24 protein-coding genes are annotated in these 24,605 nt (G+C 74.9%); 8 read left to right on the top strand and 16 right to left on the bottom strand.

Features of this window, described 5'->3' with window-relative positions:
* Window positions 1–58 precede the first annotated feature (58 nt).
* Both AB0J76_RS21650 and AB0J76_RS21645 read left to right on the top strand, forming a co-directional pair.
* Window positions 59–523, top strand: a complete 465-nt coding sequence (locus AB0J76_RS21650; RefSeq protein WP_352331238.1) for a MarR family transcriptional regulator — start codon at window positions 59–61, stop codon at window positions 521–523.
* A gap of 41 nt (window positions 524–564) precedes the next feature.
* A complete protein-coding gene (locus AB0J76_RS21645; RefSeq protein ID WP_352331236.1) occupies window positions 565–1,470 on the top strand; it encodes an NADP-dependent oxidoreductase in 906 nt (301 codons plus the stop codon).
* Between the two features lie 12 nt (window positions 1,471–1,482).
* On the opposite strand, the gene AB0J76_RS21640 is transcribed toward AB0J76_RS21645, so the two are convergent.
* Window positions 1,483–2,325, bottom strand: a complete 843-nt coding sequence (locus tag AB0J76_RS21640; RefSeq protein WP_364390244.1) for a LysR family transcriptional regulator — start codon at window positions 2,323–2,325, stop codon at window positions 1,483–1,485.
* Between the two features lie 72 nt (window positions 2,326–2,397).
* Here AB0J76_RS21640 and AB0J76_RS21635 point away from each other — a divergent pair, with 72 nt between their 5' ends.
* Window positions 2,398–3,648 carry an MFS transporter gene (locus AB0J76_RS21635; RefSeq protein ID WP_364390242.1) on the top strand — a complete coding sequence of 417 codons (1,251 nt, stop codon included), beginning with the start codon at window positions 2,398–2,400 and terminating at the stop codon, window positions 3,646–3,648.
* Here AB0J76_RS21635 and AB0J76_RS21630 read toward each other — a convergent pair.
* Window positions 3,587–4,114, bottom strand: coding sequence for a DUF1062 domain-containing protein (locus AB0J76_RS21630; RefSeq protein ID WP_352330804.1), 528 nt, complete (start codon window positions 4,112–4,114; stop codon window positions 3,587–3,589). The genes AB0J76_RS21635 and AB0J76_RS21630 overlap by 62 nt on opposite strands.
* Before the next feature lie 353 nt (window positions 4,115–4,467).
* On the opposite strand from AB0J76_RS21630, the gene AB0J76_RS21625 reads away from it, so the two are divergent.
* Window positions 4,468–5,622 carry a glycosyl hydrolase gene (locus tag AB0J76_RS21625; RefSeq protein WP_352330802.1) on the top strand — a complete coding sequence of 385 codons (1,155 nt, stop codon included), beginning with the start codon at window positions 4,468–4,470 and terminating at the stop codon, window positions 5,620–5,622.
* Here AB0J76_RS21625 and AB0J76_RS21620 read toward each other — a convergent pair.
* The 9 genes from AB0J76_RS21620 to AB0J76_RS21580 all read right to left on the bottom strand — a co-directional run bounded on the left by AB0J76_RS21620 (window position 5,568) and on the right by AB0J76_RS21580 (window position 15,385).
* Window positions 5,568–6,740 (bottom strand): glycosyltransferase, encoded by a 1,173-nt coding sequence (locus tag AB0J76_RS21620; protein WP_364390240.1) that lies wholly within the window; start codon window positions 6,738–6,740, stop codon window positions 5,568–5,570. The two genes, AB0J76_RS21625 and AB0J76_RS21620, sit on opposite strands and share 55 nt — an antisense overlap.
* A complete protein-coding gene (locus tag AB0J76_RS21615; protein ID WP_364390238.1) occupies window positions 6,737–7,855 on the bottom strand; it encodes a GNAT family N-acetyltransferase in 1,119 nt (372 codons plus the stop codon). Before AB0J76_RS21615 ends, AB0J76_RS21620 begins: the two co-directional genes overlap by 4 nt.
* Complete coding sequence (locus AB0J76_RS21610; RefSeq protein WP_352330456.1) at window positions 7,852–8,466, bottom strand: hypothetical protein; 615 nt, start codon at window positions 8,464–8,466, stop codon at window positions 7,852–7,854. Before AB0J76_RS21610 ends, AB0J76_RS21615 begins: the two co-directional genes overlap by 4 nt.
* Window positions 8,463–9,563, bottom strand: coding sequence for a glycosyltransferase (locus AB0J76_RS21605; protein ID WP_352330454.1), 1,101 nt, complete (start codon window positions 9,561–9,563; stop codon window positions 8,463–8,465). Before AB0J76_RS21605 ends, AB0J76_RS21610 begins: the two co-directional genes overlap by 4 nt.
* The gene (locus AB0J76_RS21600; RefSeq protein ID WP_352330452.1) at window positions 9,560–10,273 is read right to left on the bottom strand and encodes a polysaccharide deacetylase family protein; all 714 of its coding nucleotides are present in this window, start codon (window positions 10,271–10,273) and stop codon (window positions 9,560–9,562) included. Before AB0J76_RS21600 ends, AB0J76_RS21605 begins: the two co-directional genes overlap by 4 nt.
* Complete coding sequence (locus AB0J76_RS21595) at window positions 10,270–11,643, bottom strand: lipid II flippase MurJ (protein WP_364390235.1); 1,374 nt, start codon at window positions 11,641–11,643, stop codon at window positions 10,270–10,272. Before AB0J76_RS21595 ends, AB0J76_RS21600 begins: the two co-directional genes overlap by 4 nt.
* Entirely contained in the window at window positions 11,598–12,902 is a 1,305-nt protein-coding gene (locus tag AB0J76_RS21590; protein WP_364390233.1) for an O-antigen ligase family protein, read from the bottom strand. The genes AB0J76_RS21595 and AB0J76_RS21590 overlap by 46 nt, the downstream gene beginning before the upstream one ends.
* Window positions 12,884–14,212, bottom strand: coding sequence for an exopolysaccharide biosynthesis polyprenyl glycosylphosphotransferase (locus tag AB0J76_RS21585; protein ID WP_352327029.1), 1,329 nt, complete (start codon window positions 14,210–14,212; stop codon window positions 12,884–12,886). The genes AB0J76_RS21590 and AB0J76_RS21585 overlap by 19 nt, the downstream gene beginning before the upstream one ends.
* Before the next feature lie 582 nt (window positions 14,213–14,794).
* Window positions 14,795–15,385 (bottom strand): TetR/AcrR family transcriptional regulator, encoded by a 591-nt coding sequence (locus AB0J76_RS21580; RefSeq protein ID WP_352328360.1) that lies wholly within the window; start codon window positions 15,383–15,385, stop codon window positions 14,795–14,797.
* Between the two features lie 94 nt (window positions 15,386–15,479).
* Between AB0J76_RS21580 and AB0J76_RS21575 the strand changes: the two genes are divergently transcribed.
* Entirely contained in the window at window positions 15,480–16,700 is a 1,221-nt protein-coding gene (locus AB0J76_RS21575) for a glycosyltransferase (protein ID WP_352328361.1), read from the top strand.
* A 56-nt stretch (window positions 16,701–16,756) separates the two neighbouring features.
* Here AB0J76_RS21575 and AB0J76_RS21570 read toward each other — a convergent pair whose 3' ends face one another.
* Window positions 16,757–17,395, bottom strand: a complete 639-nt coding sequence (locus AB0J76_RS21570) for an FAD-dependent monooxygenase (RefSeq protein WP_352328362.1) — start codon at window positions 17,393–17,395, stop codon at window positions 16,757–16,759.
* On the opposite strand from AB0J76_RS21570, the gene AB0J76_RS21565 reads away from it, so the two are divergent.
* The 3 genes from AB0J76_RS21565 to AB0J76_RS21555 all read left to right on the top strand — a co-directional run bounded on the left by AB0J76_RS21565 (window position 17,364) and on the right by AB0J76_RS21555 (window position 19,610).
* A complete protein-coding gene (locus AB0J76_RS21565; RefSeq protein WP_352328363.1) occupies window positions 17,364–17,846 on the top strand; it encodes a TetR/AcrR family transcriptional regulator in 483 nt (160 codons plus the stop codon). The genes AB0J76_RS21570 and AB0J76_RS21565 overlap by 32 nt on opposite strands.
* A 26-nt stretch (window positions 17,847–17,872) precedes the next feature.
* On the top strand, window positions 17,873–18,685 hold the full coding sequence (locus AB0J76_RS21560; RefSeq protein WP_352328364.1) for an SDR family oxidoreductase: 813 nt from the start codon (window positions 17,873–17,875) through the stop codon (window positions 18,683–18,685).
* Between the two features lie 100 nt (window positions 18,686–18,785).
* Window positions 18,786–19,610 carry a GNAT family N-acetyltransferase gene (locus AB0J76_RS21555; protein WP_352328365.1) on the top strand — a complete coding sequence of 275 codons (825 nt, stop codon included), beginning with the start codon at window positions 18,786–18,788 and terminating at the stop codon, window positions 19,608–19,610.
* On the opposite strand, the gene AB0J76_RS21550 is transcribed toward AB0J76_RS21555, so the two are convergent.
* The 4 genes from AB0J76_RS21550 to AB0J76_RS21535 are packed head-to-tail and all read right to left on the bottom strand — an operon-like array spanning window position 19,556 to window position 24,536.
* Entirely contained in the window at window positions 19,556–20,230 is a 675-nt protein-coding gene (locus AB0J76_RS21550; RefSeq protein ID WP_352328366.1) for an ATP-binding cassette domain-containing protein, read from the bottom strand. The genes AB0J76_RS21555 and AB0J76_RS21550 overlap by 55 nt on opposite strands.
* Window positions 20,230–22,029 (bottom strand): dipeptide/oligopeptide/nickel ABC transporter permease/ATP-binding protein, encoded by a 1,800-nt coding sequence (locus AB0J76_RS21545; RefSeq protein WP_352328367.1) that lies wholly within the window; start codon window positions 22,027–22,029, stop codon window positions 20,230–20,232. Before AB0J76_RS21545 ends, AB0J76_RS21550 begins: the two co-directional genes overlap by 1 nt.
* A complete protein-coding gene (locus AB0J76_RS21540) occupies window positions 22,029–22,958 on the bottom strand; it encodes an ABC transporter permease (RefSeq protein ID WP_352328368.1) in 930 nt (309 codons plus the stop codon). The genes AB0J76_RS21545 and AB0J76_RS21540 overlap by 1 nt, the downstream gene beginning before the upstream one ends.
* Window positions 22,959–24,536, bottom strand: a complete 1,578-nt coding sequence (locus AB0J76_RS21535) for an ABC transporter substrate-binding protein (RefSeq protein ID WP_364390228.1) — start codon at window positions 24,534–24,536, stop codon at window positions 22,959–22,961.
* Window positions 24,537–24,605 lie beyond the last annotated feature (69 nt).

The raw sequence follows: 24,605 nt of genomic DNA, 5'->3' as shown, positions 1-24,605 counted from the left end.
ATGCTTTTGTCAATCCCGCGTCCCAGAGACCGGGTCCTCAGAGAAGGAGGAGGCTTCCATGGCTCCGACGACACCGACTCCGCACCCGGCCCCCACGCCCTCCGCGGTGTCCAGCTCCTGGAACGACGTCCTGCTGCTGCACGCCCGGGTGGAGAACGCCCTGGCCACCGCCCTCCAGCGGCGGCACGGCATCGGCCTGTCGGAGTACCGGGCGCTCGGCCATCTCGCCACCTCGGACGCCGGTGAGCTGCGCATGCAGGAGCTGGCCGACCGGATCGGGCTCAACCAGAGCTCCGTGACCCGCCTGGTGACCCGGCTGAACACGGCGGACCTCACGTACCGGGACCTGTGCCCGGACGACAAGCGCGGGGTCTACACCGTCATCACCGACGCGGGCCGGGCCCGCTACACCGAGGCGAACGTCACCTACGAGGCGACGCTGAGGACCGCCCTGGAGGAAGCCGCCCAGGCCGACCCGCGGCTGGCCGCGGCGCTGCCGGCCCTGGGGCTGCTCGACCGGTGACCCCGGCCATCCCTGTTGTCCCGAATATCGAGGAGTTGAACATGCGTGCTGTGCGGATCACCCGCTTCGGCGGCCCGGACGTCCTGACGGTCGCCGAGGCGCCGCCGCCCCGGGCCCGGGACGGCGAGGTGCTGGTGCGGGTCGTCGCCTCCGCCTTGAACCCGGTTGACGACAAGACCCGTGAAGGGGCCATCGGAGCGGGCAGCCCTCCCCTGCCGACGACCCTGGGATGGGAATTGGCGGGTGTCGTCGTGGACAGCCGGGACGAGGCCTTGCCCGTGGGTGAGCGGGTCTTCGGCATGTCCCACCAGCTCGGCACGGGCCGGGGGACGTGGGCCGACCTCGTGGCCATGCCGGTCGGCTCGCTGGCCGTGGCGCCGTCAGCGGTCAGCCTGGTGGAGGCGGCGACGCTGCCGTTGCCGGGGCTCACCGCCCTGCAGACGCTCGACTGGCTGGACGTCCGGGCGGGCGAGCGGTTGCTGGTGGCGGGCGCGGCCGGCGCGGTGGGCGGGCTGGCCGTCCAGCTGGCGCGGGCGCGCGGCGTCCGGGTGGACGCCCTGGTCTCCAGACCGGCGCAGACGGAGGCGGCCACGGACCTGGGGGCCGAACGGGTCACGACCGACCCCGCCGACCTGCCGGCGGGGGCCTACGACGCCGTCTTCGACACCTTCGGGGCCTTCGCCGTCGAGGCCGTGGCCGACGGAGGCCGCTACGCCTCCGTCGCCACCCAGGCCGGGCCGGTGCCCGACCTGTCCCGTCGATCGGTCCGCACCGCCGTCAACCAGGTGCGCGAGGACGGCCCCGGCCTCGCCGAGCTGGCCAAGGCCGTCGACGCGGGCCAGGTCAGGGCCCGGGTCGAGGCCCAGTACGGCCTGCGGGACGTACGGGCGGCCCACGAGCACTTCCGGCGCGGCCGGCTGAGCGGCAAGATCGCCCTGATGTTCTGAGGCCGGCGGCGCTCAGATCATGCGTCGCAGCGCGGTCTCCACGGCGTCGATCAGCGCATCGCCCTCGCTCGCCGGATGCCGGGCCAGGCCGAGCTCGACGTCGGGCAGGGCGGGCAGGGCGCCCGGGTCGTGACAGGCCATGTCGGGTTCGAGGTTGCCGGGCATGAGCGCGGCGACCCCGAGCCCGGCCCGCAGCGCCGCGAGCACGCCGGCCAGGCTGTTGCTCTCGAACACCGGCCGCCATCTGCGGCCGGTGCGGTCGAGCGTCTCCACCACCGAGGTACGCCACGCGCACGTCCCGGTGAACAGCACCACCGGCAGCGGGTCGGCGGCCGGATCGACGCCCTGGCCGACCGCCCACACCAGCGGACGCCGCACGGTCCAGCGCGGCGGCGCGGGAAGGTCGGTCGCCTCGTCGAGCACGAGTTGCACGCGGCCCGCGTGGTAGGCCTCCCGGATCGTGACGCCGGAGAGGCTCAGCACCTCCAGCGTCGCGCCGGGGTGCAGCCGGGCCAGGTCGGCGAGCGCCTGCGGCAGCTGCGCCGCGGCCAGGTCCTCCAGCAGCCCGACCCCGCAGCGGCCGGTGAGCGCGCGCCCGGTCGCGGTGAGCGCCTGCGCGGAGAGCGACAGGATGCGCTCGGCGTAGGGCAGCAGCTCCTCCCCCGCCCTCGTCAGGGACACGCCGGACGGCGACCGGTGGAGCAGCGGGCGGCCGACCGCGCTCTCCAGCTTGCGCAACTGCTGGCTGAGCGCGGGCTGGGTGTGCCCGAGCGCGGTCGCGGCGCGGCTGATGCTGCCCGCCCGCACGGCCGTGACGAACGACCGCAGCAACGCCGTCTCCAGGTCCTTGGCCATAAGCAGCCATTATGCCGGGTCCAACGAAACAACGTCTTCCTATGGCTTTCGCGGTGACCTAGCGTCGCCCGGGTGACCGGATACCGACAGGTTCTCGCCGTGCGGGGGATGGCGGCGCTGCTGGGCGTCTCGCTGCTCGCCCGTGCCGCGATCACCGCCGACGTGACCGCGCTGACCATGTACGTGGTGCTGCGCCTGGACCTGGGCTACGTGGCAGCGGGCGGCGTCGCGGCGGCCCTGACCGCCGGGGTGGCGCTGGGCGGGCCGCTGCTGGGCCGCGTGACGGACCGGCGGGGGCTGCGCGCCGTGCTCACGATCACCGTCGCGTCGCAGGCGGTGTTCTGGGCGAGCGTGCCCGTCCTGCCGTACGCGGTGCTGCTGGGCGCCTCCTTCGCGGCGGGGCTGCTGATGGTGCCGGTCCAGGCGGTGACCCGGCAGGCGATCGCCGCGATGACGACGCCGGGGCAGCGGCGGGCCGCGTTCGCGCTGGAGTCGGTGCAGGGCGAGTTGGCGTACCTGGTGGGGCCGGCGCTGGTGATCCTCTGCGCGGCGGAGCTGTCCCCCCAGGCCGTGGCGTGGGGGCTCGGGGCGGTCATCGTGGCCGGCGGCATCGGGATCGCCCTGCTCGATCCGCCGCTGCGGGCCGAGGGCGAGGTGGCGACCGGTTCGCCCGTCCGTCCGGCGCGCCGGGAGTGGCTGGACCGCCGGATGGTCGCCGTGCTGGCGATGGGGTTCGGCGCCACGGCCCTGCTCAGCGGCATCGACCTGGCCATCGTGGCCACGCTCAAGGAGGCCGGCCAGGTGTCCTGGGCCGCCGTGGTCGTGGCCGTGTTCGGCGTGACCTCCGTCGCCGGCGGGCTGGTCTACGGCACGTCGCGCCGTCCGATGCCGACGTGGCTGCTGCTCGGCCTGCTCGGGCTGCTGACGATCCCCGCCGGGCTGGCCCACGACTGGCGCTGGTTGTGCCTGGCCGTCGTCGGCGCCGGGCTGCTCACCGCGCCGACCCTGTCCACGGTGGCCGACGCGGTGAGCCGGCTGGCCCCGGCGGGCGTGCGGGGCGAGGCCACGGGCCTGCAGGCGTCGGCGGCGAGCGCGGGCTTCGCGCTCGGCTCGCCGATCGCGGGGCTGGCGATCGACGCCGCGCTGCCGGGCGGCGGCTTCGCGGCCGCCGGGCTGGCGGGCCTGGCCGCGGCCCTCGCCGGGCACCTGCTGTCCCGCTCCCGGCGGGCGGACGACCGCCCGCCGGGCCGGCGGCCTCGACCTACATCAGCAGAAAGGAGAAGTCCTGTCTCGTCCTCCGATTCGGTGGGATGTCGATCTTGATGCGACGGGCGACCTCGTCCCGGCCGGCGCCCAGCCCGAGGCTGATCAGCCGTTCGGGGCGCAGCGGGACGGGATCGTCGAAGGCGACCGTGATCCGGACGGGCCACGGACTCTCCGGAACGGGCGGCGCGTCGAGCTCCCAGCACCCGTCCCAGTCGAACGTGTACCGGTTCCGGCGGGCGGTCGCCGGGTCGAGCAGGGCCCGCGCCACGAGGGACGGCGAGTTGCCCGAGTACCCGGCCAGCAGGCCGGCGTCCAGCGAGCGCACCGGAACCCGGTCGTGCACGGTGAGCTTGCCCGTCCGGTCACAGGCCACGCAGTTGACCAGGAGCCAGACGTCGAGCAGCTTGCCGTTGGCGTTGACGCGGAACCGGCCGTCACCGACGGTGGCCCGCCCGGACGGACAGGCCACGCACCGCAGGACGAGCAGGGGCAGGCGGGTGCGCCGCACCACCCAGGGCAGCACGATATGAGGATGTGAAGACATGATCTCTCTGAAGACCTGACGAAGAGCACGGGAAACAGAGCCGACGGCGTCCGTCGGCGACCGATGCGCAGGAAGGTGTCAGGTCTAGAGAGCAGGCGGCGTCATGCGCGCGAAGTCCTCACTGAGGGTGGGTCAGGGGGCGGCGCTCAGAGCGAGCGGGAGCGCCATGATCGGCACCCTACCCGTCGCCGGCCGCCGCCCTCCAATGAATAACGGCCCGCCGGCGACGTGCGGCCCCGGCATCCGCGGCGATCACTTTGCAGTGGCTTGATCACCATCGTTCCGTCTCGGGGTACGGGAGCTGATACACCCTGTAAGGGAGGGGGCGGGCGATGACCGTGAGGATGGCATGGGTCTGCGCGCTGCTGGCCGTGGTCGCCGCGGTGGTCCCGCCGGCGTTGAGCACGAAGCGCGTCAAGGAGCCGTCCGCCGCCCGCGCCGACCTGTCGGCCGTGCCGTTCGGGGTGTTCCTCGCCTCCGACTGGCGCGGGCCGCACCTGCTGGGCTCGTTCGAGTCCTGGCTGGGGGCGGAGGTCCGGGTGGGGCGGACGTACGTGCCGGGCGAGGCGTGGAACGCGCTGGGCGGGCCGGACTTCGTCCTGCAGCCGTGGATGCGGTGGCGGGCGGCCAAGCCGGGACGCATGCTGGTGCTCAACGTGCCGATGGTCATGCCGAACGAGGGCGGCCTGCCGGACGAGGCGGTGGCGGTGCTGCTGAACGCCGGCGCGGACGGCGCGTTCGACCCGTACTTCGACCGGCTGGCCCGGACGCTGGTGGCCGGACGCGCGCCGGACACGGTGATCGTCCCGGGCTGGGAGATGAACGGCCTGACCTACTCCAGCCGCTGCTCGGCCGATCCGCAGGCGTGGCAGGCGTACTGGCGGCGGATCGTCGCCGTGATGCGGGCGGTGCCCGGACAACGTTTCCGCTTCGACTTCAGCCCCAACCGGGGCCCGGACGCCATCGGCTGGACCGACTGCTACCCCGGCGACGACGTGGTCGACATCATCGGCATGGACAGCTACGACCAGGGCCCCGGCGACCGGTTCGCCGACTACGTCGACCAGCCGTTCGGGCTGGCGGCGCAGGCCGACTTCGCCGCCGCGCACCGCAAGCCGATCTCCTTCCCCGAGTGGGGGCTGTTCCGGTACGGGGACCGGCCGGAGTTCGTGCGCGACATGCTCGACTGGATCGCCCGGCACGACGTGGCCTACCACTCGATCGTGGACTACTGCCCGCACGGCGTCTGGCAGTGCCCGGCCAACCCGCGGTCGTCGCGGGTGTTCCGGCAGCTCATGCGCGACCCCGGCTTCCGGCCCGGCCCGTCGGCGCCGCCGACCACCCCGCCCGCCCCGACGTCCCCAGCCCCCTCCGCGCCGAGCGGGTCCGCGCCGAGCGGGTCCGCGCCGGGCGGGAGCGGGTCGCCGGCGCCTCAGCCGCGCCCGGCCGTCACCGACGCGCCCACGGCGGCACCGCCCGCGGCCTGACCCGGCCGGGCCAGGCGCAGCGTGTGCGCCGCCAGCCGGTCGAGGGTGACGCCGAGGTCGAACTCCGCAGCCCGCGGCGGCGCCGCCCGTTCCTCCGCGCGCCGCACGGCCGGGTCGGTCAGCCGGGCCACGATCGCCGCGGCCAGCGCCCGCGGGTCCTGCGGCTCGACGAGCGCTCCGGTGGCCGGGGTGACCACCTCCGTGAGACCGGGGACGGCGGCCGCCACCACGGACCGCCCGCAGGCCATGGCCTCCAGCACGGTCAGCGGCAGCCCTTCCCAGCGGGAGGGCAGCACGACCAGGTCGGCGGCGGCGTACCAGGGCCGCGGATCGGCGCTGGCCCCCGGCATGAGGACGCCGGGCGGCGCGTCCCGGCGCAGGCGGGCGAAGTCGTCCCCGTCGCCGACGAGTGCCAGGCAGGCGTCCGGCACCCGGGCCGCGACCTGCCGCCAGGACTCCACCAGCAGGTCCTGGCCCTTCTGCCGGGTGATCCGGCCGACGCACACGACCAACGACCCGTGCGGGGACAGGCCGAGCCCCCGGCGGGCGGCGGCGCGCTCGTCCGGCGTGGCCGGACGGAAGCGGGCCAGGTCCACGCCGTTGCGGACGACGGCCAGCGGGCCGCGCACGCCCGAGTCCCCGGCCTGCCGGTGCTCGCCCTCGCCGACGCAGAGCATCAGATCCGTCCACCGGGTCGCGGCGCGTTCCCAGGAGGCGGCCGCGGCGGCCAGCGTGCCCCGGCCGGCCAGCCAGGACCAGCCGTGCGGCTGGAACAGCGTCGGCACGCGGCCACGCAACACCACCCGGCCGACCAGCCCGGCCTTGGAGGAGTGCAGATGCACCACGTCGGGACGGAACCGGCGCACGATCCGGCCCAGGACTGCGGCGGCGGCCAGATCGGCCGGATGCGGCGCCCGTACGGCGGGCCAGGCCAGATGCGGCAGCCCGAGGGCGGCCAGCCGTTCGCCGAGCGGCCCGCGCGGCGGCGCGGCGACGGCGACCGTCCAGCCCCGCCGGCGCTGGTCGGCGCAGGCGCTCTCGACGTAGGCCGCGACGCCGCCCTCGGTGGGCTGGGTGACGTGCAGCACGCGCGGGGCGTGCGGGATGAAGGTCGTCATCGCGGCCTGCGCAGGGCCCGGTCGAGCGCCGGCCAGCGGCCGCGGAGCGCCCGGCCGCCCACCCGGGCGCGGGCGGCGAGGGCGTAGAGCGTCGCGGCCGGCGTCCTGGCCAGCAGGAGCCGGTTGCTGACCGCCTGCCGGCCGCCCCACTTGGTCTTGTGGGACTCGGCTCCGCGCAGCAGCGACATCGTCGGCCGGCCCAGCCGGTGCGCGAGCCCGAGGTCGGTGCGCAGCAGCATGGTCACGACGTCCATCTGGCCGCGCAGGTGGGGATGGGTGCCGTAGAGGTAGCCGCCGACGAAGTCCTTGCCCACGATCAGCAGGTCCACCGCGACGACCCGGCCGTCCAGGTGGTATTCGGTCAGCTTCGCCTGCCGGTCGGCCAGCAGCCGCCGGGTGGCGCGGGCCAGGTGGGCGTGGAAGCGCGGCCTGGTGTGCTCGACGTTGACGCCGCGGCCCTGCCACTGGAGGGCGTGCAGGTCGAGCAGGCGCGCGACGGCGTGCTCGGCCTCGCCGGCCGGCACGTCCCGGACCTGGATCGGGGCGTCGTCCACGCGGCGCAGCTCGCGGCGCAGCTTGGTGCCGTTCCGGCCGGGCAGGCCGGCGAGCAGCTCGTGGAGGGGGACGCCGGGCAGTTCGACGCAGGTCGAGGCGGGAAACCGCCAGGAGCGGCCCGGCCAGGCCGCCGCGAGCCGCTCGGCGTCGGCCCCCGGGCGTACCTCCGGCAGGTCCAGCACGTCCCATCCGGGCAGTTCGGACAAGGCCCGGCCGAGCGCCGCCGGCAGGTCGGGGTCGCCGTCCTCGATCAGCACGTCCGTGTAGTCGGACTGGTCGTCGCCGAGCGGCCGCAGGACGCGCAGCCCCGCGCGGCGGACGGTCATGACGGGGGCCGCGGCCACCAGCCGTCCCCGCCGGCGCAGCAGGACCACGTTCAGGGCCGGGTCGTCGCCGTAGCTCTCCCACCAGGACGACAGCCAGGCGTGCGACTGGAACGGCGTCGCCGCCGGGGAGCGGTCGTGCAGGCCGGCCCACTCCCCCGCCAGGGCGCGCAGGTGTCCCGTGCCGGTCACGACCTCGGTGGCCAGGTCCGGGGCCTGGCGGGTCGCGGTGGTCATGCCGACGCCGTCTCGGCCGGCCGGCGCGCGGGCGGGACCTGCCGGTCGTCCCGCCGTCGCCCGGCGGGGGCCGCCAGCCAGACCAGGGCGGCCAGCAGCAGACCGCCGGCCGTGCTGACGGCGGTGGCGAGCAGGGGCCGGGGCGAGCTGGGCGTGGCGGGCGGCACGGCGGGGGCGAAGCTGGACAGCCGGACGCCGGTGTCGGCGCTGTGCCGGTTGGCGTAGGCGGTGAGCGCGGCCGTGGCGCTGTTGGCCCGCCGGGCGGCCTCGTCCGGGGTGGCGGCGAGGGCGGCCAGCCGGATCAGCGGCGCGTCGGGCGAGGCCGACGCCTGCAGGGTGGTCCGCAGCAGCTCGCCGTCGGCCAGGTAGGCGTCGCCGGTCCCGGCGAGCAGGCCGGGGTGGACGGTCACCCTGGCGTAGGCCTGCGCGAAGTCGGCTTCCTGGCTGGGCACGCCCTGCCGTACCGAGCTGACGACCGCGTAGGCGTCGGCGGTGTAGACGGGCTCCTGGGTCAGCGAGTACGCCAGCCCCGCCCCCATGCCGATCAGCGGGAGCGCGAGCAGGGACCAGGTGCGGAGCGCGCCGGCGGCGCGCTGGACCGGGTGAGTCATGACAGCCTTTCCTGATGGCGCCTGGCGAGCAGGCGGTCGTAGAGGTCGTGCAGGCGCCGGGCTTGCCGGCGCACGTCGTAGCGGTCGAGGGCCGGGGGCGGCGGCAGGCGGGTGCGAGGCCCGGCGAGGAGCGCGGCCAGCTCGGCGGCCAGCCGGTGGGGCGGCACCCGGCGGGCGCCGGGGACCGTCCCGGGAGGCAGGTCGTCGATCGCCGGGCAGGCGCCGTACAGGACGGGCAGCCCGGCGGCGAGCGCCTCGACGACGGCCAGGCCGAACGTCTCCTCCTGCGAGGGGGCGGCCAGCACGTCCATGGCCGACAGCAGGGCGGGCACCTGCACGCTCTCCCCGGCGAGGACGACGCGCCGCCCGACGCCGAGCCGCTCGGCCAGCGAGCGCAGCCGGGGTTGTTCCGGGCCGGCGCCGACGAGCAGCAGCACCGCGCCGTCCAGCCGCGGCAGCGCCTCGACGAGCAGGTGGAAGTTCTTGCCCGCCACCAGGCGGCCGACCCCGCCGACGACGAACGACTCCGGCGGGATGCCCAGGCTCCGCCGGGCCTGGCTCCCGGCCCGCGGATCGTGGCGGAAGGCGACCAGGTCCACGCCGTTGGGGATGGTGACGACGCGGGAGGGCGGCAGGCCCCAGCCGTGCAGCCGGTCGGCCACGGTGGGCGAGACGGCGACGACGGCCTGCGTCAGCCGGGTGCTGGCCCGGTACAGCGTGCGGACGGACGCCGTGACCGGCCGTCCCTCGATGTGCCGGGCCCCCGCAGAGTGCTCGGTGCTGACGACGACCGGCACGGCGGCCAGCCGGGCGGCGAGCGGCGCGTAGACGCAGGCGCGGTACAGGTGCGCGTGCACGACCTGGTAGCGGCCGGCGCGCATGAGGGCGGTGAGCCGGGGCAGCGCCCGCAGGTCGCGGTTGCCGCCCATGCCGACCGCGCGCACGGGGGTCCCGGCGGCGCGGATGGCGTCGGCCAGGGCGCCGGGCCGGGTCAGGACGGCGACCTCGCTGGCGCAGTCCATGTGCGGCAGCAGCGTACGCAGCTGCTGCTCGGCCCCGCCGGCGGCGAGCCCCGTGATGACGTGCAGGACCTTCATCGGGGCCGCCCCCAGCGCAGCCGGTGGCAGGCGGTCTTGGCGAGCAGCCGGGCGGCGGTGTCGCGGTCGCCGACGTAGCGGCGGGGCAGGGCGTGCGTCCCGGCGAGCCGGCCGGGGCGGACGGCGCAGGCGTGCTCGTAGCCGGCCTGCCGGACGGCGGCGACCTCGCGGGCGGTCAGCTCGCCGTAGGGGTAGGCGAAGCCGGTGACGGGGGCGCCGAGCACGTCCTGGAGCATGAGTTTGCTGGTGGTGAGCTCGTCGGCCAGCTCGCCGGGGCCAGCGGCCGGCAGGTGGGGGTGGCTGCGGGTGTGGGAGCCGACCTCCATGCCGGCGGCGGCCACCCGGCGCAGCGTGCCGGCGTCCATCAGGGGGCGGGGGCTGACGCCGCGGTCCCAGGCGTTGTGGCCGCCGATCCGGCCGGCGACGACGTACACGGTCGCGGTGAAGCCGTAGCCGGCCAGCACCGGGACGACGTCGGTGGCGAAGTCGGCGTAGCCGTCGTCGAAGGTGAGCCCGACGAGGCCGCGCCGGTCGCCGGGATGGTTCAGCAGTTCGCGCACCGACACGCCGCGCAGCCCGCGCCGGGCGAGCCAGCGTATGTGGGTGGCGAAGCGCTCGGGGGTGACGACGATGTCGAAGGGGTCCTCGCCGCGGTCGGCGACGGAGTGGTACATCCAGATGAGCGGCAGCGCGCCGGTGCGCGTGCTCATACGCGCTCTCCTTCCCTGACGGTCGTGACGGCCCCCCGCAGCGGCGACAGGCCGAGGCGTTGGAGACCGGCCAGCATGAGGGCGGCGGTCACGGTGATCCCGGCGGCGTTGGCCAGCGCGATGCCGCCCTGCGCCATGCCGGGGACGAGCGCCGCGGCCAGCGCCGCGGTCAGGGCCAGCCCGGCGGCCATCGCCAGGGCCGGGTACCACAGGCCGCGCCACCCTCCGGCGCAGAAGTAGGCCCGGCAGACCACGCCCACGACGGTGTGGCCCAGCAGGCCGATCGTGTAGAGCCGCAGGACGTGCTCGGTGGCGGTGGCGGCGGCGGCGTCGAAGGCGCCGCGGCGCAGCAGCACGTCCACGATCGCGGGTGCGAAGGCGACCAGCAGCGCGGCGGCGGTGACCGTGACGGCCGCCGCCGTCGCCAGGTCGCGGACCAGCAGCCGCCAGGCCCGGCGGGTGTCGCCCGCGGCGATGCTGCGGGCCAGGTGCGGATAGGTGACGGTGGCCAGCATCAGCGAGACCACCATCGGCACCTGGGCGATCTTCTGGGCGTAGTTGAGATGGGAGATCGCGCCCGCGGGCAGGTCGGCGGCGAGCACCCGCTCGACCAGCACCTGGCCCTGCCGCAGCAGCGTGAAGGCGATGATGGGCAGCAGCGCGGCGACCGGCAGCACCAGGCGCCGCGGCAGCCGCCGGGGCATGCCGACCCGCCGCAGGTACGCCGGCGCCTGCGTGGCCACCATGAGGACGGCGCCTGCGGCCACGCCCCACGCGGCGGCCCGCACGCCGAGCGAGTCGTGCCAGATCGCCAGGCAGCCGACGAGCGCCAGGTTGTAGGCGAGGCCGGTGGCCGCGGGCGGGCCGAAGACGTGGTGGGCCCGCAGGGCCGCGCTGGCGTACCCCGCCAGTGCGAACGGCAGGATGCAGCCGCAGCAGATCCGCCAGCACTGGACGGCCAGCCCGCCCTGGGGCAGGCCGGGGGCCAGCGCCGCCACCAGCCAGGGCGCCCCGGCCGCGGCGCAGACGGCGACGGCGGCCAGCGCGGCGGCCAGGGCGGGCAACGTCCGCTCCACCAGCGCCGCCCGCTGCCGCGCCCCGGCGGCCGTGCTGAACAGCGGGACCAGCCACAGGGCCATCGCCCCTTCGATGAGCAGCGGCGCCGCGGTCTCGGGCACGGTCCAGGCGACCAGGAACGCGTCGGTGTCGGCGTTGGCGCCGAACAGCGCGGCCATCAGCAGGTCGCGTACGTAGCCGAGCGCCGAGCCGGCGCCGACGAGCATCGTGGTGAGGGCCGCGGCGCGCAGGTCGGCCGCGCCCCGGCTCAGCACGCGGGCCGCCGCGACGGGAGCGCGGCGGTGCCGGTCCATCCCGTCGCCAGGCCCAGCATGACCGACATGACCAGGCTCGTCGCGCCGCCGATGTCGGCGTAGGCGAAGTCCACCGCCAGCCACGTCACGAAGCCCGCGGCGGCCAGCCCCGCCGGGCCGCGGCGGCCGGGCCGGGTCAGGGTGCGCACCAGGGCCCCGCCCATGAGCAGCGCGAACGCCGCCAGGCCGAGCAGTCCCTGCTCGCTGAGCACGAGCAGGTACATGTTGTGCGGGGACAGCAGCGGCTCGCGGCGGTACCCGCCGGCCGGGTCCTCGACGTCGCTGCCGGAGGACAGGGCCAGCGGCGCGTAGGTGTCCCGCCAGGCAGCGAACCCCTTGGGGCCGACGCCGGTCACCGGGTGGTCCCGCCACATGCCGGCCGCCGCCTGCCAGAGCTGGTACCGGTCCGCCACCGACCGGTCGGGCTGGTCCACCGAGGAGGTGATGGAGGTGACGCGCTCGGCGATGACGCCGCCGGTGGGCCCGACCAGGAACGTCAGCAGCACGGCGGCGGCCCCGGCGGCGACGGCGGCCCGCGCGGCGAGCCGCGCGCCGCGCAGCACGAGCATCACCGCGACGGCGCAGGCCACCGCGAGCCAGGTGCCGCGGCTGAGCGACATGACCAGCGGCGGGCACAGCGCCGCCGCCGCGACCAGGGCGGCGGCGCGCCGGGCCGGGCCGCCGGTGAGCGCGGCCGCCACGGCGATGATCAGCCCGAAGCTGACCACGCCGGCCAGCGCCATGACCTCGCCGGCGCCGAACGTGCCGACCGCGCGGATCGGCAGGCCCGCGTAGGAGGCGCCGCTGCCCGTGAGCGCCTGCCAGCAGCCGAGCCCGGCCTGGACGATCGACACGGCCGCGACGGCTCCGCCCACCAGCAGCAGGTCGGACCGCTGCCGCACCGCCACCGTCACGGCCACGGGGACCAGGACGAACACCTGGAGGTACCGGGCCAGGCCGGGCAGCGCCGTCAGGAGGTCGGGCGCCGCCAGGGCGGCCGCCGTCGCCGCGAGCACCGCGGGCGCGGCGAGCAGGGCCCACCGGCCAGGACGCGCGCCGCCGCGCGCCAGGCCCACCGCGACGGACGCCAGCAACCCCAGCGACATCAGGTCGGCGACCTGCGGCTGGACGACGTCGGCGGCGTGCGGTCCGGCGGGCACGCACACCGCGATCACGGTCAGCGCGGCCCACACGCTGGGACGGGCCGCCAGGCGGCACAGGGACGGCGGGAGCGCCCTGATCACGATCGTCCCGGCCACAGCAGGCAACCGACCGTCCGGATCATGATCTTGATGTCGCGGCGCAGGGACCAGGTGTCGATGTAGTGGTTGTCCAGCCGCGCCCGGTCCTCGATCGAGGTGTCGCCGCGCAGGCCGTGGGTCTGGGCCCAGCCGGTGAGGCCGACGGGCAGCCGGTGGCGGCGCCCGTAGTGGTGGTCGCCGCGGGAGAACAGCTCCACGAAGTGCGGCCGTTCGGGGCGGGGGCCGACCAGGCTCATGTCGCCGCGCAGCACGTTCCACAGCTGTGGCAGCTCGTCCACCGAGCAGGAGCGCAGCAGCCGGGCCGCGCGGGTCAGGCGGGGGTCGTCGTCGATGCTCCAGCGGGTGTCGGACTCGCCGGCACGCAGCGGGGCGAACGTCCGGAGCTTGATGATCTCGATGGGCGTCCCGGCCATCCCCACCCGGACCTGGCGGAACAGCACCCCGGGCCCTCCCTGCCCGCGCAGCAGCAGCATGCAGGCGGCCAGCACCGGAGCGCTGACGATCAGCCCGGCCGCCGCCAGCACGACGTCCAGGGCGCGCTTGAGCGGCCAGGACGCGCGCCGCTGCGGCAACGGCCGCATGCGCAACATCGGGAACCCCCGGACGTGCTCGCCGGCGGGGACGAAGTCGACCAGCACGCCGCCGGGTTGCGGCGCCAGGTACACCGGGTACCCCGCCTGCCGGGCCTGTTGCGCGAGCCGGTGGGTCTGCTCCTCGCCGCCCGGCGGCGGGGCCAGGACCACCACGCGGGCGAGGTGCCGGCGGGCCATGGTGAGCAGGGTCTCCGGATCGTCCACGATCGGCGCGTACGGGGCCTGGCCCAGCACGTCGCAGGCGCCGCCGACGGGCAGCAGGCCGTACTCGGTGTGCCGGAGCAGGGTCAGCGCGAGGTTCCTGGCGTGCGCGCCGGACCCGACGACCAGCGTGGGCACGCGTGCGCCGCGGCGGCGGGCCTGGCGCAGCACCGCGCAGACCAGCCCGCGCCCCACCAGGGTCAGCCCGAGGTAGACGGCGACGATCCGAGCCGACTCGCCCGTCCAGGCGGCCAGCGTCGTGCGGTGGTCGAGGGCGGCGACGGTCAGCGCGCCGGCGATGGCGGCGGCGCATCCGCCGCGCCACATCCATCCGTCCATGACGGACGGCGACAGCCGGATCCGGTACGTGCCGCCCGCCAGGTTCAGCAGGACGAGCAGCCCCGCCGCCAGGCCGGCGAGCAGCGCGCCGTACCCGGCGTCGAGCACGGGCGCGGCCAGCGCGGCGGCGTCGACGCTCGCGTCGGCCAGGGAGCAGATGGTCCAGCATGTCACCGGACGCCGCCGGCCTGGGGCGTGGCGTGCAGCGCCTCGCTGCGGCAGCAGCATGCCCGTTGACGCGGAGTGCGGGAAGGGTTCCTCTTCCCGAAGGGGTGTGACCATATCTGCTCCACTGCGGAAAAACAACGGCGATCATTTCAGAGCGTGATATCCACGAACAGGGGGTGGATATGGCTGTCTTACTTATCGCGAAAATTCGCTCATCTTTGGCCTCCATTCTGATAATCGCCCCGATTCGCGGGCAGCGACCAACTTACTTGGAGCGTTCACGGGTACGGCCGTGCGGACGGGATGGCGTCCCACAAAGATTGCGAATTTTCGGGTGTCGCAAAGCCCGGCTATTTGTCCCGGTTCGCCGTTCAGGTAGCGATGAAGATCTTTGCCGGGTCATGGCGGCGCTATGACGCCGCAGGACGGCGTGGGAGATCAGCGGTGGGCCGGCGCCCGCTGATGGGCGCCGGCGGTTGAGCCGCGAACTGAGGACATAGTCCGAATTGGCGTTATCGCCACACCGGGGGAACCGGGCGATGGAGACATTCCGTCCGTCGATTTCCGGACGTTTTGCGGCCGGTCCGGCTAACGCCGCCCAAACAGCCGTCCGAGCTGCCGGTCGACGATCGCCTCGGCGTCCTCGGCGGTGTAGTGGCCGATGAGGACGGGGTTCACCAGGCCCTGGGCGAGGGCGAACAACATGTCGGCCTCCCTGGCCGCGTCGACGTCGGCGGCCACCTGCCCGGCCGCCTGGGCCGCCCTGAGCTGACCGGCGTAGAAGTCGAGGACGATCGGCAGGCCCGCGCGCAGCAACGCGGCCAGCGGCTCGCTCACCACGGAGCGGGCGAGGAAGGCCAGCCCGACGCGCGCCTCGAACCGGCGCTCCTCGTCCAGGGGCAGCAGTTCCAGGAGCGCCACGCGCAGGAGGCCGAAGGGGGTGCCGTCGTGCGGGGCGGCGGCGACGCGGGTGGCGATCCGGGTGTTGAGATGCTGCAGGGCCAGCGTGAGCATCTCGTCCTTGGTGGCGAAGTAGTGCTGCACCGCGCCCATGGACATGCCCGCCTCGGCCGCGACCTCGCGCAGGCTGACGCTGTGCATGCCCTTGGCGTCGATGACGCGGTGCACGGCGTCGGCGATGTGCCGCCGGCGGGTCTCGTGGTCGACGATCTTCGGCATCGGTTCCCAGTTTTTGTCATGCGGTCGCATTGTGAAGCGCGTGCCCGCCGTTTACCATGCGAGTGCATGATAAACGGCGGGCGAGGAGGGCGTCATGCGCGTACTGATCGTCGGCGTGGGCACGCGGGGCGACGTGGCCCCGTACACGGGGCTGGGCGTGCGACTGCGGGACGCCGGGCACGAGGTGGCGATCGCCTGCCACCGGCCGCACGCCGCCCTGGTGACCGGCGCCGGACTGGAACATCGCGACATCCCGGGCGACCCGCTGCCCCTGCTGCCCGCGGGCAAGGGCGGCGCGCGGGTCCCGCTGCCCGCGAAGCTCGCCATGTTCGCCGAGTACGCCGGGCAGGTCTGCGACGGTATCGTGCGGGCCGCGGCGGCGGGCGCCGACGTCCTGCTGCTGAACGTGGCCGCCTCCGCCGGGCAGCACGTCGCCGAGGCGATGGGCGTGCCGAGCATGGGCGTGCACCTGCAGCCGGTGGCGCCGACGGGGGACTTCCCGCCGGTCATGAGCGTCCTGCGCCGCTCGCTCGGCCGGTGGGGCAACCGGACGGCGGCCCGGCTGGCCTTCGCCGTGCCCTCGCCCGCGAACGCCGGGTCGGCCAAGGAGTTACGGGCCCGGCTCGGGCTGCCGCCGATCAGCTCGCGGGAGGCGTACCGGCGGCGGGAGGGCGCGCGCTGGCCGGTCCTGCACGGGTTCAGCCCGGCGCTGCTGCCCCGGCCCGCCGACTGGCGGGACGGGCTGGAGGTGACGGGCTACTGGTGGCCGGCGCGTCCGGCCGGATGGCGGCCCGACCCCCTGCTGAGCGACTTCCTGGCCGCGGGCCCTGCTCCGGTGTTCGTCGGCCTCGGCAGCCAGGCGGGCCCGCGCGCCGAGCACTACACCGACCTGGCCCTTCGCGCCCTGCGGCGGGCCGGGCTGCGCGGCGTGCTGCAGACGGGCGTGCCCGGGGCGCTGGACGACGACGCGCTCGGCGTCGGGGACGTGCCGCACGACTGGCTGTTCCCGCGCATGGCCGCCGTCGCCCACCACTGCGGCAGCGGGACCACGGCGGCCGGGCTGCGCGCGGGCGTGCCCGCCGTCGGCCTGCCCGCGCTGAACGATCAGCCGTTGTGGGCGTCCCGGCTCGCCGCGCTCGGGGCGGGCCCGGCCGCCGTCCCGTTCCGCCGGCTGACCCCGGAACGGCTCGCCGACGCCCTGCGTGCCGCCGTGGACGAGCCCTCGTACCGGCGGCGGGCCGCTGAGCTGTCGGAGCGGATCCGGGCGGAGGACGGGAGCGCGGCCGTGGTGGCGGCCGTGGCCAGGCTGGCGTGACCGCCCGCTCCCCCGCGCGGCCCGCCACGCTCCCGAGCCCGGGGACGCGGCACCGCCTACGACGGCGGGACGGCACGGCTCTGCACCCGCCACAGGGCGGCGAGCTGCCGCGTGGCCAGCGCGGACGGCACCGCGCGCAGCAGGGCGTCGCGCAGCACCGCGGCCAGGCCGGTCTGGGTTGTCAGCCACGACTGCCGGGACGCCGCCCGCATCATGCGGTTGGCGCTGGGCCTGCGTTCGGCGTCGTAGGCCAGGAGCCGCCGGGCGGCGTCCGCGGGCTGTGCGCCGGTCAGGTGGCGGGTCAGCGCGGCGGCGTCCTCGAAGGCCTGGCTGGAGCCCTGGCCCAGGTCGGGGGGCATGGCGTGCGCGGCGTCGCCCAGGAGCGCGACCCTGCCGGCCGCGTACGAGGGAAGGGGCGCGGCCAGGCGGGTGATCGGGTCGACGTAGATGTCGGCGGGCGGGGCGGCCTCGATCAGTGTGGCGACGAGGGGATGCCAGTCGGCCATCAGGGACGACATCCGCCGGCGTGCCTCCTCCGCGTCCGGCGGCTCGCCGTGCAGGGCCGAGTCGGTGAACCAGTACAGCAGGTCCCCGCCGACGGGATACAGGCCGAACATCGCGTTGCTGGCGTCGTCCGGCGTGCACGGGCTGACCCACCGCGCGGTGGAGAAGGAGGCGGACCTGCCGCCGGGCACGGCCTCCAACGACTTCCGCAACCGGGAGGCGCTGCTGGTGGCCGCCGCGGAGCGCATCGTCGAGCTGCACCTGGCCGACACCGGCCGGGCCACCGACCTGGCCCCCGGGCAGCCCGCGACACTGGCCGACCTGCTGACCGAGTCGCTGTTCACGGCGGCGACCACGCTGCGCAACCGCTACCTGGCGATCTTCGAGCTCCAGCTGGAGGCCGTGCGCCGTCCGGTGCTCGCCGCGGCCCTCGCGGGCCTGTCCGGCGCGGCGGCGCTGGTCACCGCCGGGCAGCACGACCGACTCGGCCACCCCGTCCCCCGCGAGCGGATCCCCACGCTCATCGCGCTCTACGAGGGCGCCCTGTTCACGCTGGTCACCGCGCCGGACGTCGACAGGGGCGCCGTCCAGGCATTGGTCCGCGCCATCCTGGACGGCTGCGGACACGTTACTGTTCCGTAGGTGGAACACTGGCGAAGGGGAGCTCCATGACGTCCCAGGAAGACACGATCGGCCGGCCCGTGAATGCGGGGTCCGCCGGACCGGAGGCGCCCCTGGCCGGGCAGGTGGCGGTCGTCACGGGCGGCTCGGCGGGGCTCGGCCGGGCCATCGCGCACGGTCTGGCGGCCGCCGGCTGCACGGTGGTGCCGGCCGGCCGGCGGCTGTCGGCGTGCCGGGAGGCGGCGGCCGAGATCACCGCCGCGACCGGCGTCGCCGCCTCGGGCATGGCCTGCGACGTCACCGACGAAGAGGCGGTCCACGCCCTCGTGCGGGACGTCGTCGCCGCGCACGGCCGCCTCGACGTGCTGGTGACCAGCGCCGGGATCCAGGCCCGCGGCGAACTGGCGGCCCTCGACGCCGCCACGCTGCGCCGCTGCCTCGACGTCAACGTCGTCGGCACCTTCCTCGCCTGCCAGGCCGCCGTGCCGGTGATGCGAGAAGCCGGGTACGGCCGCATCGTCACCCTGGCCAGCGCTCTCGGCCTCGTCGGCGCCGCGGGCCGGGCGGGCTACGCGGCCAGCAAGGGCGCGGTCGTCCAGCTCACCCGCAGCCTCGCCGTCGAGCTCGCCGGCACCGGCATCTGCGTCAACGCCCTGGCCCCCGGCCCCTTCCGCACCCCGCTGAACGAAGGCGTCGACGACGACCCGCACGTGCGGGAGTTCCTCGACCACCAGGTCCCGATGAGGCGCTGGGCCGACCCGGGCGAGCTCGTCGGCGCGGCGGTCCTGCTGGCCGGTCCGGCGGCCTCCTACCTCACCGGCGCCGTGCTGCCGGTCGACGGAGGCTGGACCGCTCACTGAAGGCGTCCGGCCGCTGTCTGATCCCACGAAGCCCCGGGTGCTCTTTGGTGTCCCGCACGATTCGGTCCCGCCGCACAGTGCCGTAGCGTCACCGTGACACTTGAGCATTCGGAGGGCCGGCACGTTGATCGCGATCAGGGAACTCCATGGGATCGCGGAGTTCGAGCAGGTCAGTGAGCTGTTCGACGGGATCTGGCACTTCGACCCGGACAGCCGGCCGATCACGGTCGAGCTGATGCGGGCGATGTCGCACGCGGGCAACTACGTGGCCGGCGCGTACGACGACGCGGGCCGCCTGGTGGGCGCCTCCGTCGGCTTCTTCGGGGCGGCCAACACGTTGCACTCCCACATCACCGGCGCGGCCGGCGGCCACGGCATCGGCTTCGAGCTGAAGCTGCACCAGCGCCGCTGGGCCCTGGAGCGCGGCATCGACCGCATCACCTGGACCTATGACCCGCTGGTGCGCAGGAACGCCCACTTCAACCTGGCCAAGCTGGGCGCCCGTCCCGAGGAGTACCTGCCGAGCTTCTACGGCGTCATGACCGACGCCATCAACCAGGGCAGCGACTCCGACCGCGTGCTGGCCTCCTGGGCGTTGTCGGCGCCGCACGTGGCCGCCCTCGTACGGGGCGAGCCCGGCCGGCGGCCCCTCCCGGCGGACGCCGCGATCGTGCTGGCCGACGAGGACGGGCGGCCGGTGACGCGCGACAGCGACGCCGCCACCCTGCTCGTGGCGCTGCCGGAGGACATCGAGGCGCTGCGCGTCACCGACCCCGGCGCCGCCAAGGCGTGGCGGCTGGCCGTCCGGGAGGTCCTGGGCGGCCTGCTCGTGGAAGGCGGCGTGGTGACCGCCTTCCACGACAAGACGTTCTACGTGGTGGAGCGGCCCAGCCTGGGCACGGCCTCCAGCAGCGACCGGGTGTAGTCGTGGGAGGGGGCGCCGACCACTTCCTCGGTCGGCCCCAGCTCCACGATGCGCCCCTGGTGCAGCACCGCGACCACGTCGGAGACGTAGCGGACCACGGCCAGGTTGTGCGAGATGAACAACATCGACAGGCCCAGCTCGTCGCGCAGCCTGCGCACGAGGTTCAGCACCGAGCCCTGGACGGACACGTCCAGGGCGCTGGTGATCTCGTCGGCGACCAGCAGGTCGGGCTCGGCCCCCAGCGCCCTGGCGATGGCCACGCGCTGCCGCATGCCGCCTGACAACTCGCGCGGATAGCGGGTGGCCACCTCGGGCGGCAGCGAGACGAGCGACAGCAGCCGCTCGACGGAGCCCTTGCCGCAGCCCTCGGCGATCGACGCCCCCACCTTCATCCGGGGGTCGAGCGAGGCGTAGGGGTCCTGGAAGACCATCTGGACGCGGCTGGCGCCGGTGATGGTGCCGGTGTGCGGCACCAGGCCGCTCACCGCCCTGGCCACCGACGACTTGCCCGATCCGGACTCGCCGACCAGCCCGACGATGGACCCGCTCGGCACCTCCAGGGTGATGTCGTCGACGGCGGTGAACGAGCCGAACCGCACCGTCAGGTTCTCGATGATCATCAGACCTCCCAGCAGGCGACCTGGTGCGCCTTGCCGTACGACGTCAATGGGGGACGTTCGCCGGCGCAGCGGGCCGTGGCCAGCTCGCAGCGGGCGGCGAAGGCGCAGCCGTCGCCCACGTCGGAGGGCGCGGGCTGACGGCCGGGGATGCTGGCCAGCGGCAGCGACCTGTCGGTGTCCATGTCGGGCAGCGAGTCGATGAGCGCCCGCGTGTAGGGATGCGCGGCGCCGGTGGCCAGCAGTTCGACCGGCAGCTGCTCGACGACGCGGCCGGCGTACATGACGACGACCACGTCGCACAGCTCGCCGACGACGGCGATGTCGTGGGAGATGAACAGCGCCGCCGCGCCGGTCTCGTCGGTGACCTCGCGCAGCAGTTTGAGAATCTGCCGCTGCACCGTCACGTCGAGCGCGGTGGTGGGCTCGTCGGCGATGAGCAGCCGGGGGGTGCCCATGAGGCCCATGGCGATGACGGCGCGCTGCCGCATGCCGCCGGACAGCTCGTGCGGGTGCCGGCGCGCCACCCGTTCGGGCGCGGGCAGGTGCACGTGGCCGAGCCGGTCGACGGCGCGCCGGTGGGCCTCCGCCTTGGCGGCGCCCTGGTGCACGATCGCGACCTCGGCCAGCTGGCCGCCGACCTTCAGCGCGGGATTGAGCGAGGCCATCGGGTCCTGGAAGACCATGGCGAGCGCGGTTCCGAGCTCCTTGGGCGACATCTCGGAGATCTCCCGGCCGGCCAGCGCCAGCCTGCCCGCCGTCACCACGCCCGGGTACGGCACCAGCCCGCCGATCGCGGCGGCGGTGAGGCTCTTGCCGCTGCCCGACTCCCCCACCAGCCCGGCGATCTGCCCGGGGGCGACGGTCAGCGACACCCCGCGCACCGGCGTGACGCCGCCGGGGAAGGTCACCGTCAGGTCCCTGACCTCCAGCACCGCCTCGGGGTCCGGCTCACCGGGGGCGGGCGGCGCGGCGGGCCTGGCCTCGCGCGTGTGCACGGCGGTGCGGGAGGCGGCCTTGGCCAGCGCGTCCCCCAGCAGGTTGAAGCCGATGCCGGCCAGCGCGACCGCCAGGGCGGGCCCCAGCGCCACCTCGGGCGTGACGTAGATGCGGCCGAACCCGTCGAAGAGCAGCCGCCCCCAGTCGAAGGCGGGCGGCTGCACGCCGAGGCCCAGGAACGACATCCCGGCCAGGCCCAGCAGCGCGCCGCCGAGCGCCTGGGTGAGGTTGAGGATGAGCGGCTCGGCGATGTTGGGCAGCACGTGCCTGGTCAGCACGCGCATGCGCGGCACGCCGAGCATCCGGGCGGCCGCGACGTAGTCGGCGCCCGCGACGGTCGCGGCCAGCGTCTGGGTGAGCCGGGCGAAGCTGGGGGCGATGGCCACGCCGATGCCGAGCACCGCGCCCTTGGCCCCGAGCCCGGCGATCACCGCGGTGAACATGGCCAGCAGCAGGCCGGGGAAGGCGACGAGCGCGTTGACGGCGCCGGTGACGAAGCGGGCGCCGCGCGGCGGCAGCACCGAGGGCAGCGCGCCGAGCACGGTGCCGACGGCCGCGCCGAACAGCGTGGCCGCCAGCGCGAGCAGGAGGGAGAACCGGCCCGCGACCAGGACCCTGGCCAGCAGGTCGCGGCCCAGGTTGTCGGTGCCGAGCGGATGGGCGGCCGAGGAGCCCTGCAGGATGGCGCCCGCGTCGATCTTCTCCGCCGCCGCGCCCCAGATCGGCGGGCCGACGACGGCCAGGACCACCATGAGCGTGACCAGCACGGCTCCGGCGACGGCGGCCGGGGTGCGCAAACGCATCAGTTTTCCTTGATCTTGGAGGTGGGGTCGAGCGCGCCCAGGATCAGATCGACGGCGAGGTTCACGACGAGCACGATCGCGCCGTAGACGAGGATGACGGCCTGGGCGACGGGATAGTCCTTCTGCGTGATCGACTCGACGATCTTCAGGCCGAGCCCCGGCCAGGCGAAGACGTACTCCACCAGCACGCTGCCGGCGATCAGCGAGGTGAGCAGCAGCCCGCCCACGGTCAGCGTCGCGGTCAGCGTGTTGGGCAGCACGTGCCGCAGGTGCAGGCGGGCCGCGGGCAGCCGTTTCGACCGGGCCAGCCGCACGTAGTCGGTGCCGAGCTCACGCAGGGTCTCCACCCGGGAGATGCGGGCGATCATCGCGACCGGGCCGATCGCCAGCGCGGCCACCGGCAGGACGTACGACATCATCCCCTCCTTCCCGGCCGGCGGGAACAGGCCGAGCCCGATCGACAGGACCGCCACCAGCGCGATGGAGTACAGGAACTCCGGGACGGCGACGGCGGTGCCGGTGACCGAGCTGAAGGTGATCTCGGTCCCCCGGTTCCGGCCGTTCTCCGTGCGGATGGCCGCCCACATGCCGAGCGGCACGGCCAGCAGCAGCGCCACCACGGTGGCCAGCAGCGCCAGGCCCAGCGTGTTGGGCAGCCGGGTGGCGATGACCTGGCCGACCGGTTCGCCGGTCAGGAACGAGGTGCCGAAGTCGCCGGTGAGGATGTGCCCGACGTAGGCGGCGAACTGCTCGGGCAGCGACTTGTCCAGCCCGAGCAGCTGCTCGCGGGCCTTGACCAGCTCGACCGGCGCGGCCGGGCCGAGCGAGGCCCGCACCGGGTCGCCGGGGATGAGGTGGATCATCGCGAACGACGCCACGAGCAGCACCGCCAGCGACACGACGAAGCGCACGAGGCGCCGTACGGTCACTCAGCCTCCCTGGGTGAGGCGGATCGTCGAGGGCAGGTACAGGCCGGCCATCGTCCGGAAGGTGGCGCCCTTGGTGGCGGTCAGCGTGTTCATCTCGACCACGGGCACCAGGTCGGCGTTGTCGAACAGGGCCGACTCCGACGCCAGCCACTTGGCGCAGCCCTCGGGGCCGGTCAGCTTGGCGGCCTCGGCGACCAGCCGCTCGTACTCGGCGTTCTTCAGGTGGGCGAAGTTGGCGCCCTTGGGGGCGGCGGGGCCGGACAGGAAGCCGACCAGCTGCGAGGGCAGCGTGACGCCGATGGGCAGCCAGACGACGTCCCAGTCCTGGGTGGCGTTGAGCGACTCCGACAGCTTGGTGTCGATGACGCCGTTGAGCTTCACGTCCACCCCGATCTTCTTCCACACCGCCGCCATGTACTCGGCGGCGGCCACCATGCTGGGGCCCTTGGTGGTGGCGTACAAGAGGCGCAGGGAGAGCTTCTTGCCGTCCTTCTCCCTGACGCCGTCGGCCCCGGTCTTCCAGCCGGCCGCGTCCAGCGCCGCGGTGGCGGCCGCCGTGTCGAAGGCCGGGACGTGACCGGTGACGGTGTCGCCCTGGCACGGGCGGGGCGGCGGCACGAGTGCGGTGGCCGGCTTGCCGGTGCCGCCCGTGGCGATGCCGCCCAGCTCCTTCATGTCGAGCGCCTGGGTCAGCGCCTTGCGCACGGCGGGATCGTGGCCGGGCCTGTCCTCGCCCTGGTGGTAGAAGAACTGGCCGTTGCCCTGTGGCTCGATCATCTTGCCGAGCGCGGGGTTGGCCTCCAGGCGGGTCCGGTCGGGGCCGAAGAAGGTGGCCGAGTTGAGCGAGCCGGCGAGGAGCAGGTTGGCCGCGGTCTGCTCGTTCGGCACCACCTTGAGCACGAGCGTCTCGGGGAGGTCCTTGGCGGTGCCGCCCTCGGGGCCCCAGGCGTACTCCCGGCGCACCTTGAAGGTGTAGTGGTCGCCGGGGACGGCCTCGGTGAGCTGGTACGGGCCGGTCCCTGAGGTGGCCCGCGCGATGAGCGAACGGTCCTTGACGGCCTTGCCGCAGACGATGAACAGCAGCCGTGAGCTCTCCAGGATGAAGCTGAACGGCTCGGGCGTCGACAGCGTCACGGTGCCGGCGGACTCGTCGGACTCGGCCTTCATGCCGGCCGGTACGAGCACCCCGTAGATGGGCGACTTGGTGGCGGGGTCGGCGATGTGGTTGATGTTCTCGGCGACGTCGGACGGGGTGAGCTTGGACCCGTCGGAGCAGGTGACGTTCTTGCGCAGGGTGAAGGTCACCCTGTCGGGCTTGACGTCCCACTTCTCGGCCAGGGCGGGGACGGTCTTGCCGTCCGCCGAGACGGACACCAGGGTGTCGTAGGCCACCGACAGGACCTCGTTGGTGACCGAGAGCACGCCCGTGGCGGGGTCGAGCACCCCGGGGTCCGCGCTGATGGCGGCGGTGAACGTGCCGCCCGTGACAGGCTTGCCCGTGCTGCCCGCCGTACCTCCGCCGCTGCCGCACGCGGCCGCTAGCAGGGCCAACGCGGTGAGCACCGCTGTCTTCTTCATGGCGACTCCAGGAGAGCGTGGGGTGGTGACCCACCTTCGTCCCTCGCGGCCCGACCTTCTTCGTCGCCC

The organism is Nonomuraea sp. NPDC049624 (assembly GCF_040675255.1).
Lineage (GTDB): Bacteria > Actinomycetota > Actinomycetes > Streptosporangiales > Streptosporangiaceae > Nonomuraea.
Note: the sequence above shows the minus strand (reverse complement) of the source record. Positions and strands in the feature narration are given on the sequence as shown.

Bases quoted from the DNA above. Each gene is read 5' to 3' on its own strand.
- AB0J76_RS21650 (WP_352331238.1), top strand. From the start codon at position 59: ATGGCTCCGACGACACCGACTCCGCACCCGGCCCCCACGCCCTCCGCG.
- AB0J76_RS21645 (WP_352331236.1), top strand. From the start codon at position 565: ATGCGTGCTGTGCGGATCACCCGCTTCGGCGGCCCGGACGTCCTGACG.
- AB0J76_RS21640 (WP_364390244.1), bottom strand. From the start codon at position 2,325: ATGGCCAAGGACCTGGAGACGGCGTTGCTGCGGTCGTTCGTCACGGCC.
- AB0J76_RS21625 (WP_352330802.1), top strand. From the start codon at position 4,468: ATGACCGTGAGGATGGCATGGGTCTGCGCGCTGCTGGCCGTGGTCGCC.
- AB0J76_RS21620 (WP_364390240.1), bottom strand. From the start codon at position 6,740: ATGACGACCTTCATCCCGCACGCCCCGCGCGTGCTGCACGTCACCCAG.
- AB0J76_RS21615 (WP_364390238.1), bottom strand. From the start codon at position 7,855: ATGACCACCGCGACCCGCCAGGCCCCGGACCTGGCCACCGAGGTCGTG.
- AB0J76_RS21610 (WP_352330456.1), bottom strand. From the start codon at position 8,466: ATGACTCACCCGGTCCAGCGCGCCGCCGGCGCGCTCCGCACCTGGTCC.
- AB0J76_RS21605 (WP_352330454.1), bottom strand. From the start codon at position 9,563: ATGAAGGTCCTGCACGTCATCACGGGGCTCGCCGCCGGCGGGGCCGAG.
- AB0J76_RS21600 (WP_352330452.1), bottom strand. From the start codon at position 10,273: ATGAGCACGCGCACCGGCGCGCTGCCGCTCATCTGGATGTACCACTCC.
- AB0J76_RS21595 (WP_364390235.1), bottom strand. From the start codon at position 11,643: ATGGACCGGCACCGCCGCGCTCCCGTCGCGGCGGCCCGCGTGCTGAGC.
- AB0J76_RS21580 (WP_352328360.1), bottom strand. From the start codon at position 15,385: ATGCCGAAGATCGTCGACCACGAGACCCGCCGGCGGCACATCGCCGAC.
- AB0J76_RS21575 (WP_352328361.1), top strand. From the start codon at position 15,480: ATGCGCGTACTGATCGTCGGCGTGGGCACGCGGGGCGACGTGGCCCCG.
- AB0J76_RS21560 (WP_352328364.1), top strand. From the start codon at position 17,873: ATGACGTCCCAGGAAGACACGATCGGCCGGCCCGTGAATGCGGGGTCC.
- AB0J76_RS21550 (WP_352328366.1), bottom strand. From the start codon at position 20,230: ATGATCATCGAGAACCTGACGGTGCGGTTCGGCTCGTTCACCGCCGTC.
- AB0J76_RS21545 (WP_352328367.1), bottom strand. From the start codon at position 22,029: ATGCGTTTGCGCACCCCGGCCGCCGTCGCCGGAGCCGTGCTGGTCACG.
- AB0J76_RS21535 (WP_364390228.1), bottom strand. From the start codon at position 24,536: ATGAAGAAGACAGCGGTGCTCACCGCGTTGGCCCTGCTAGCGGCCGCG.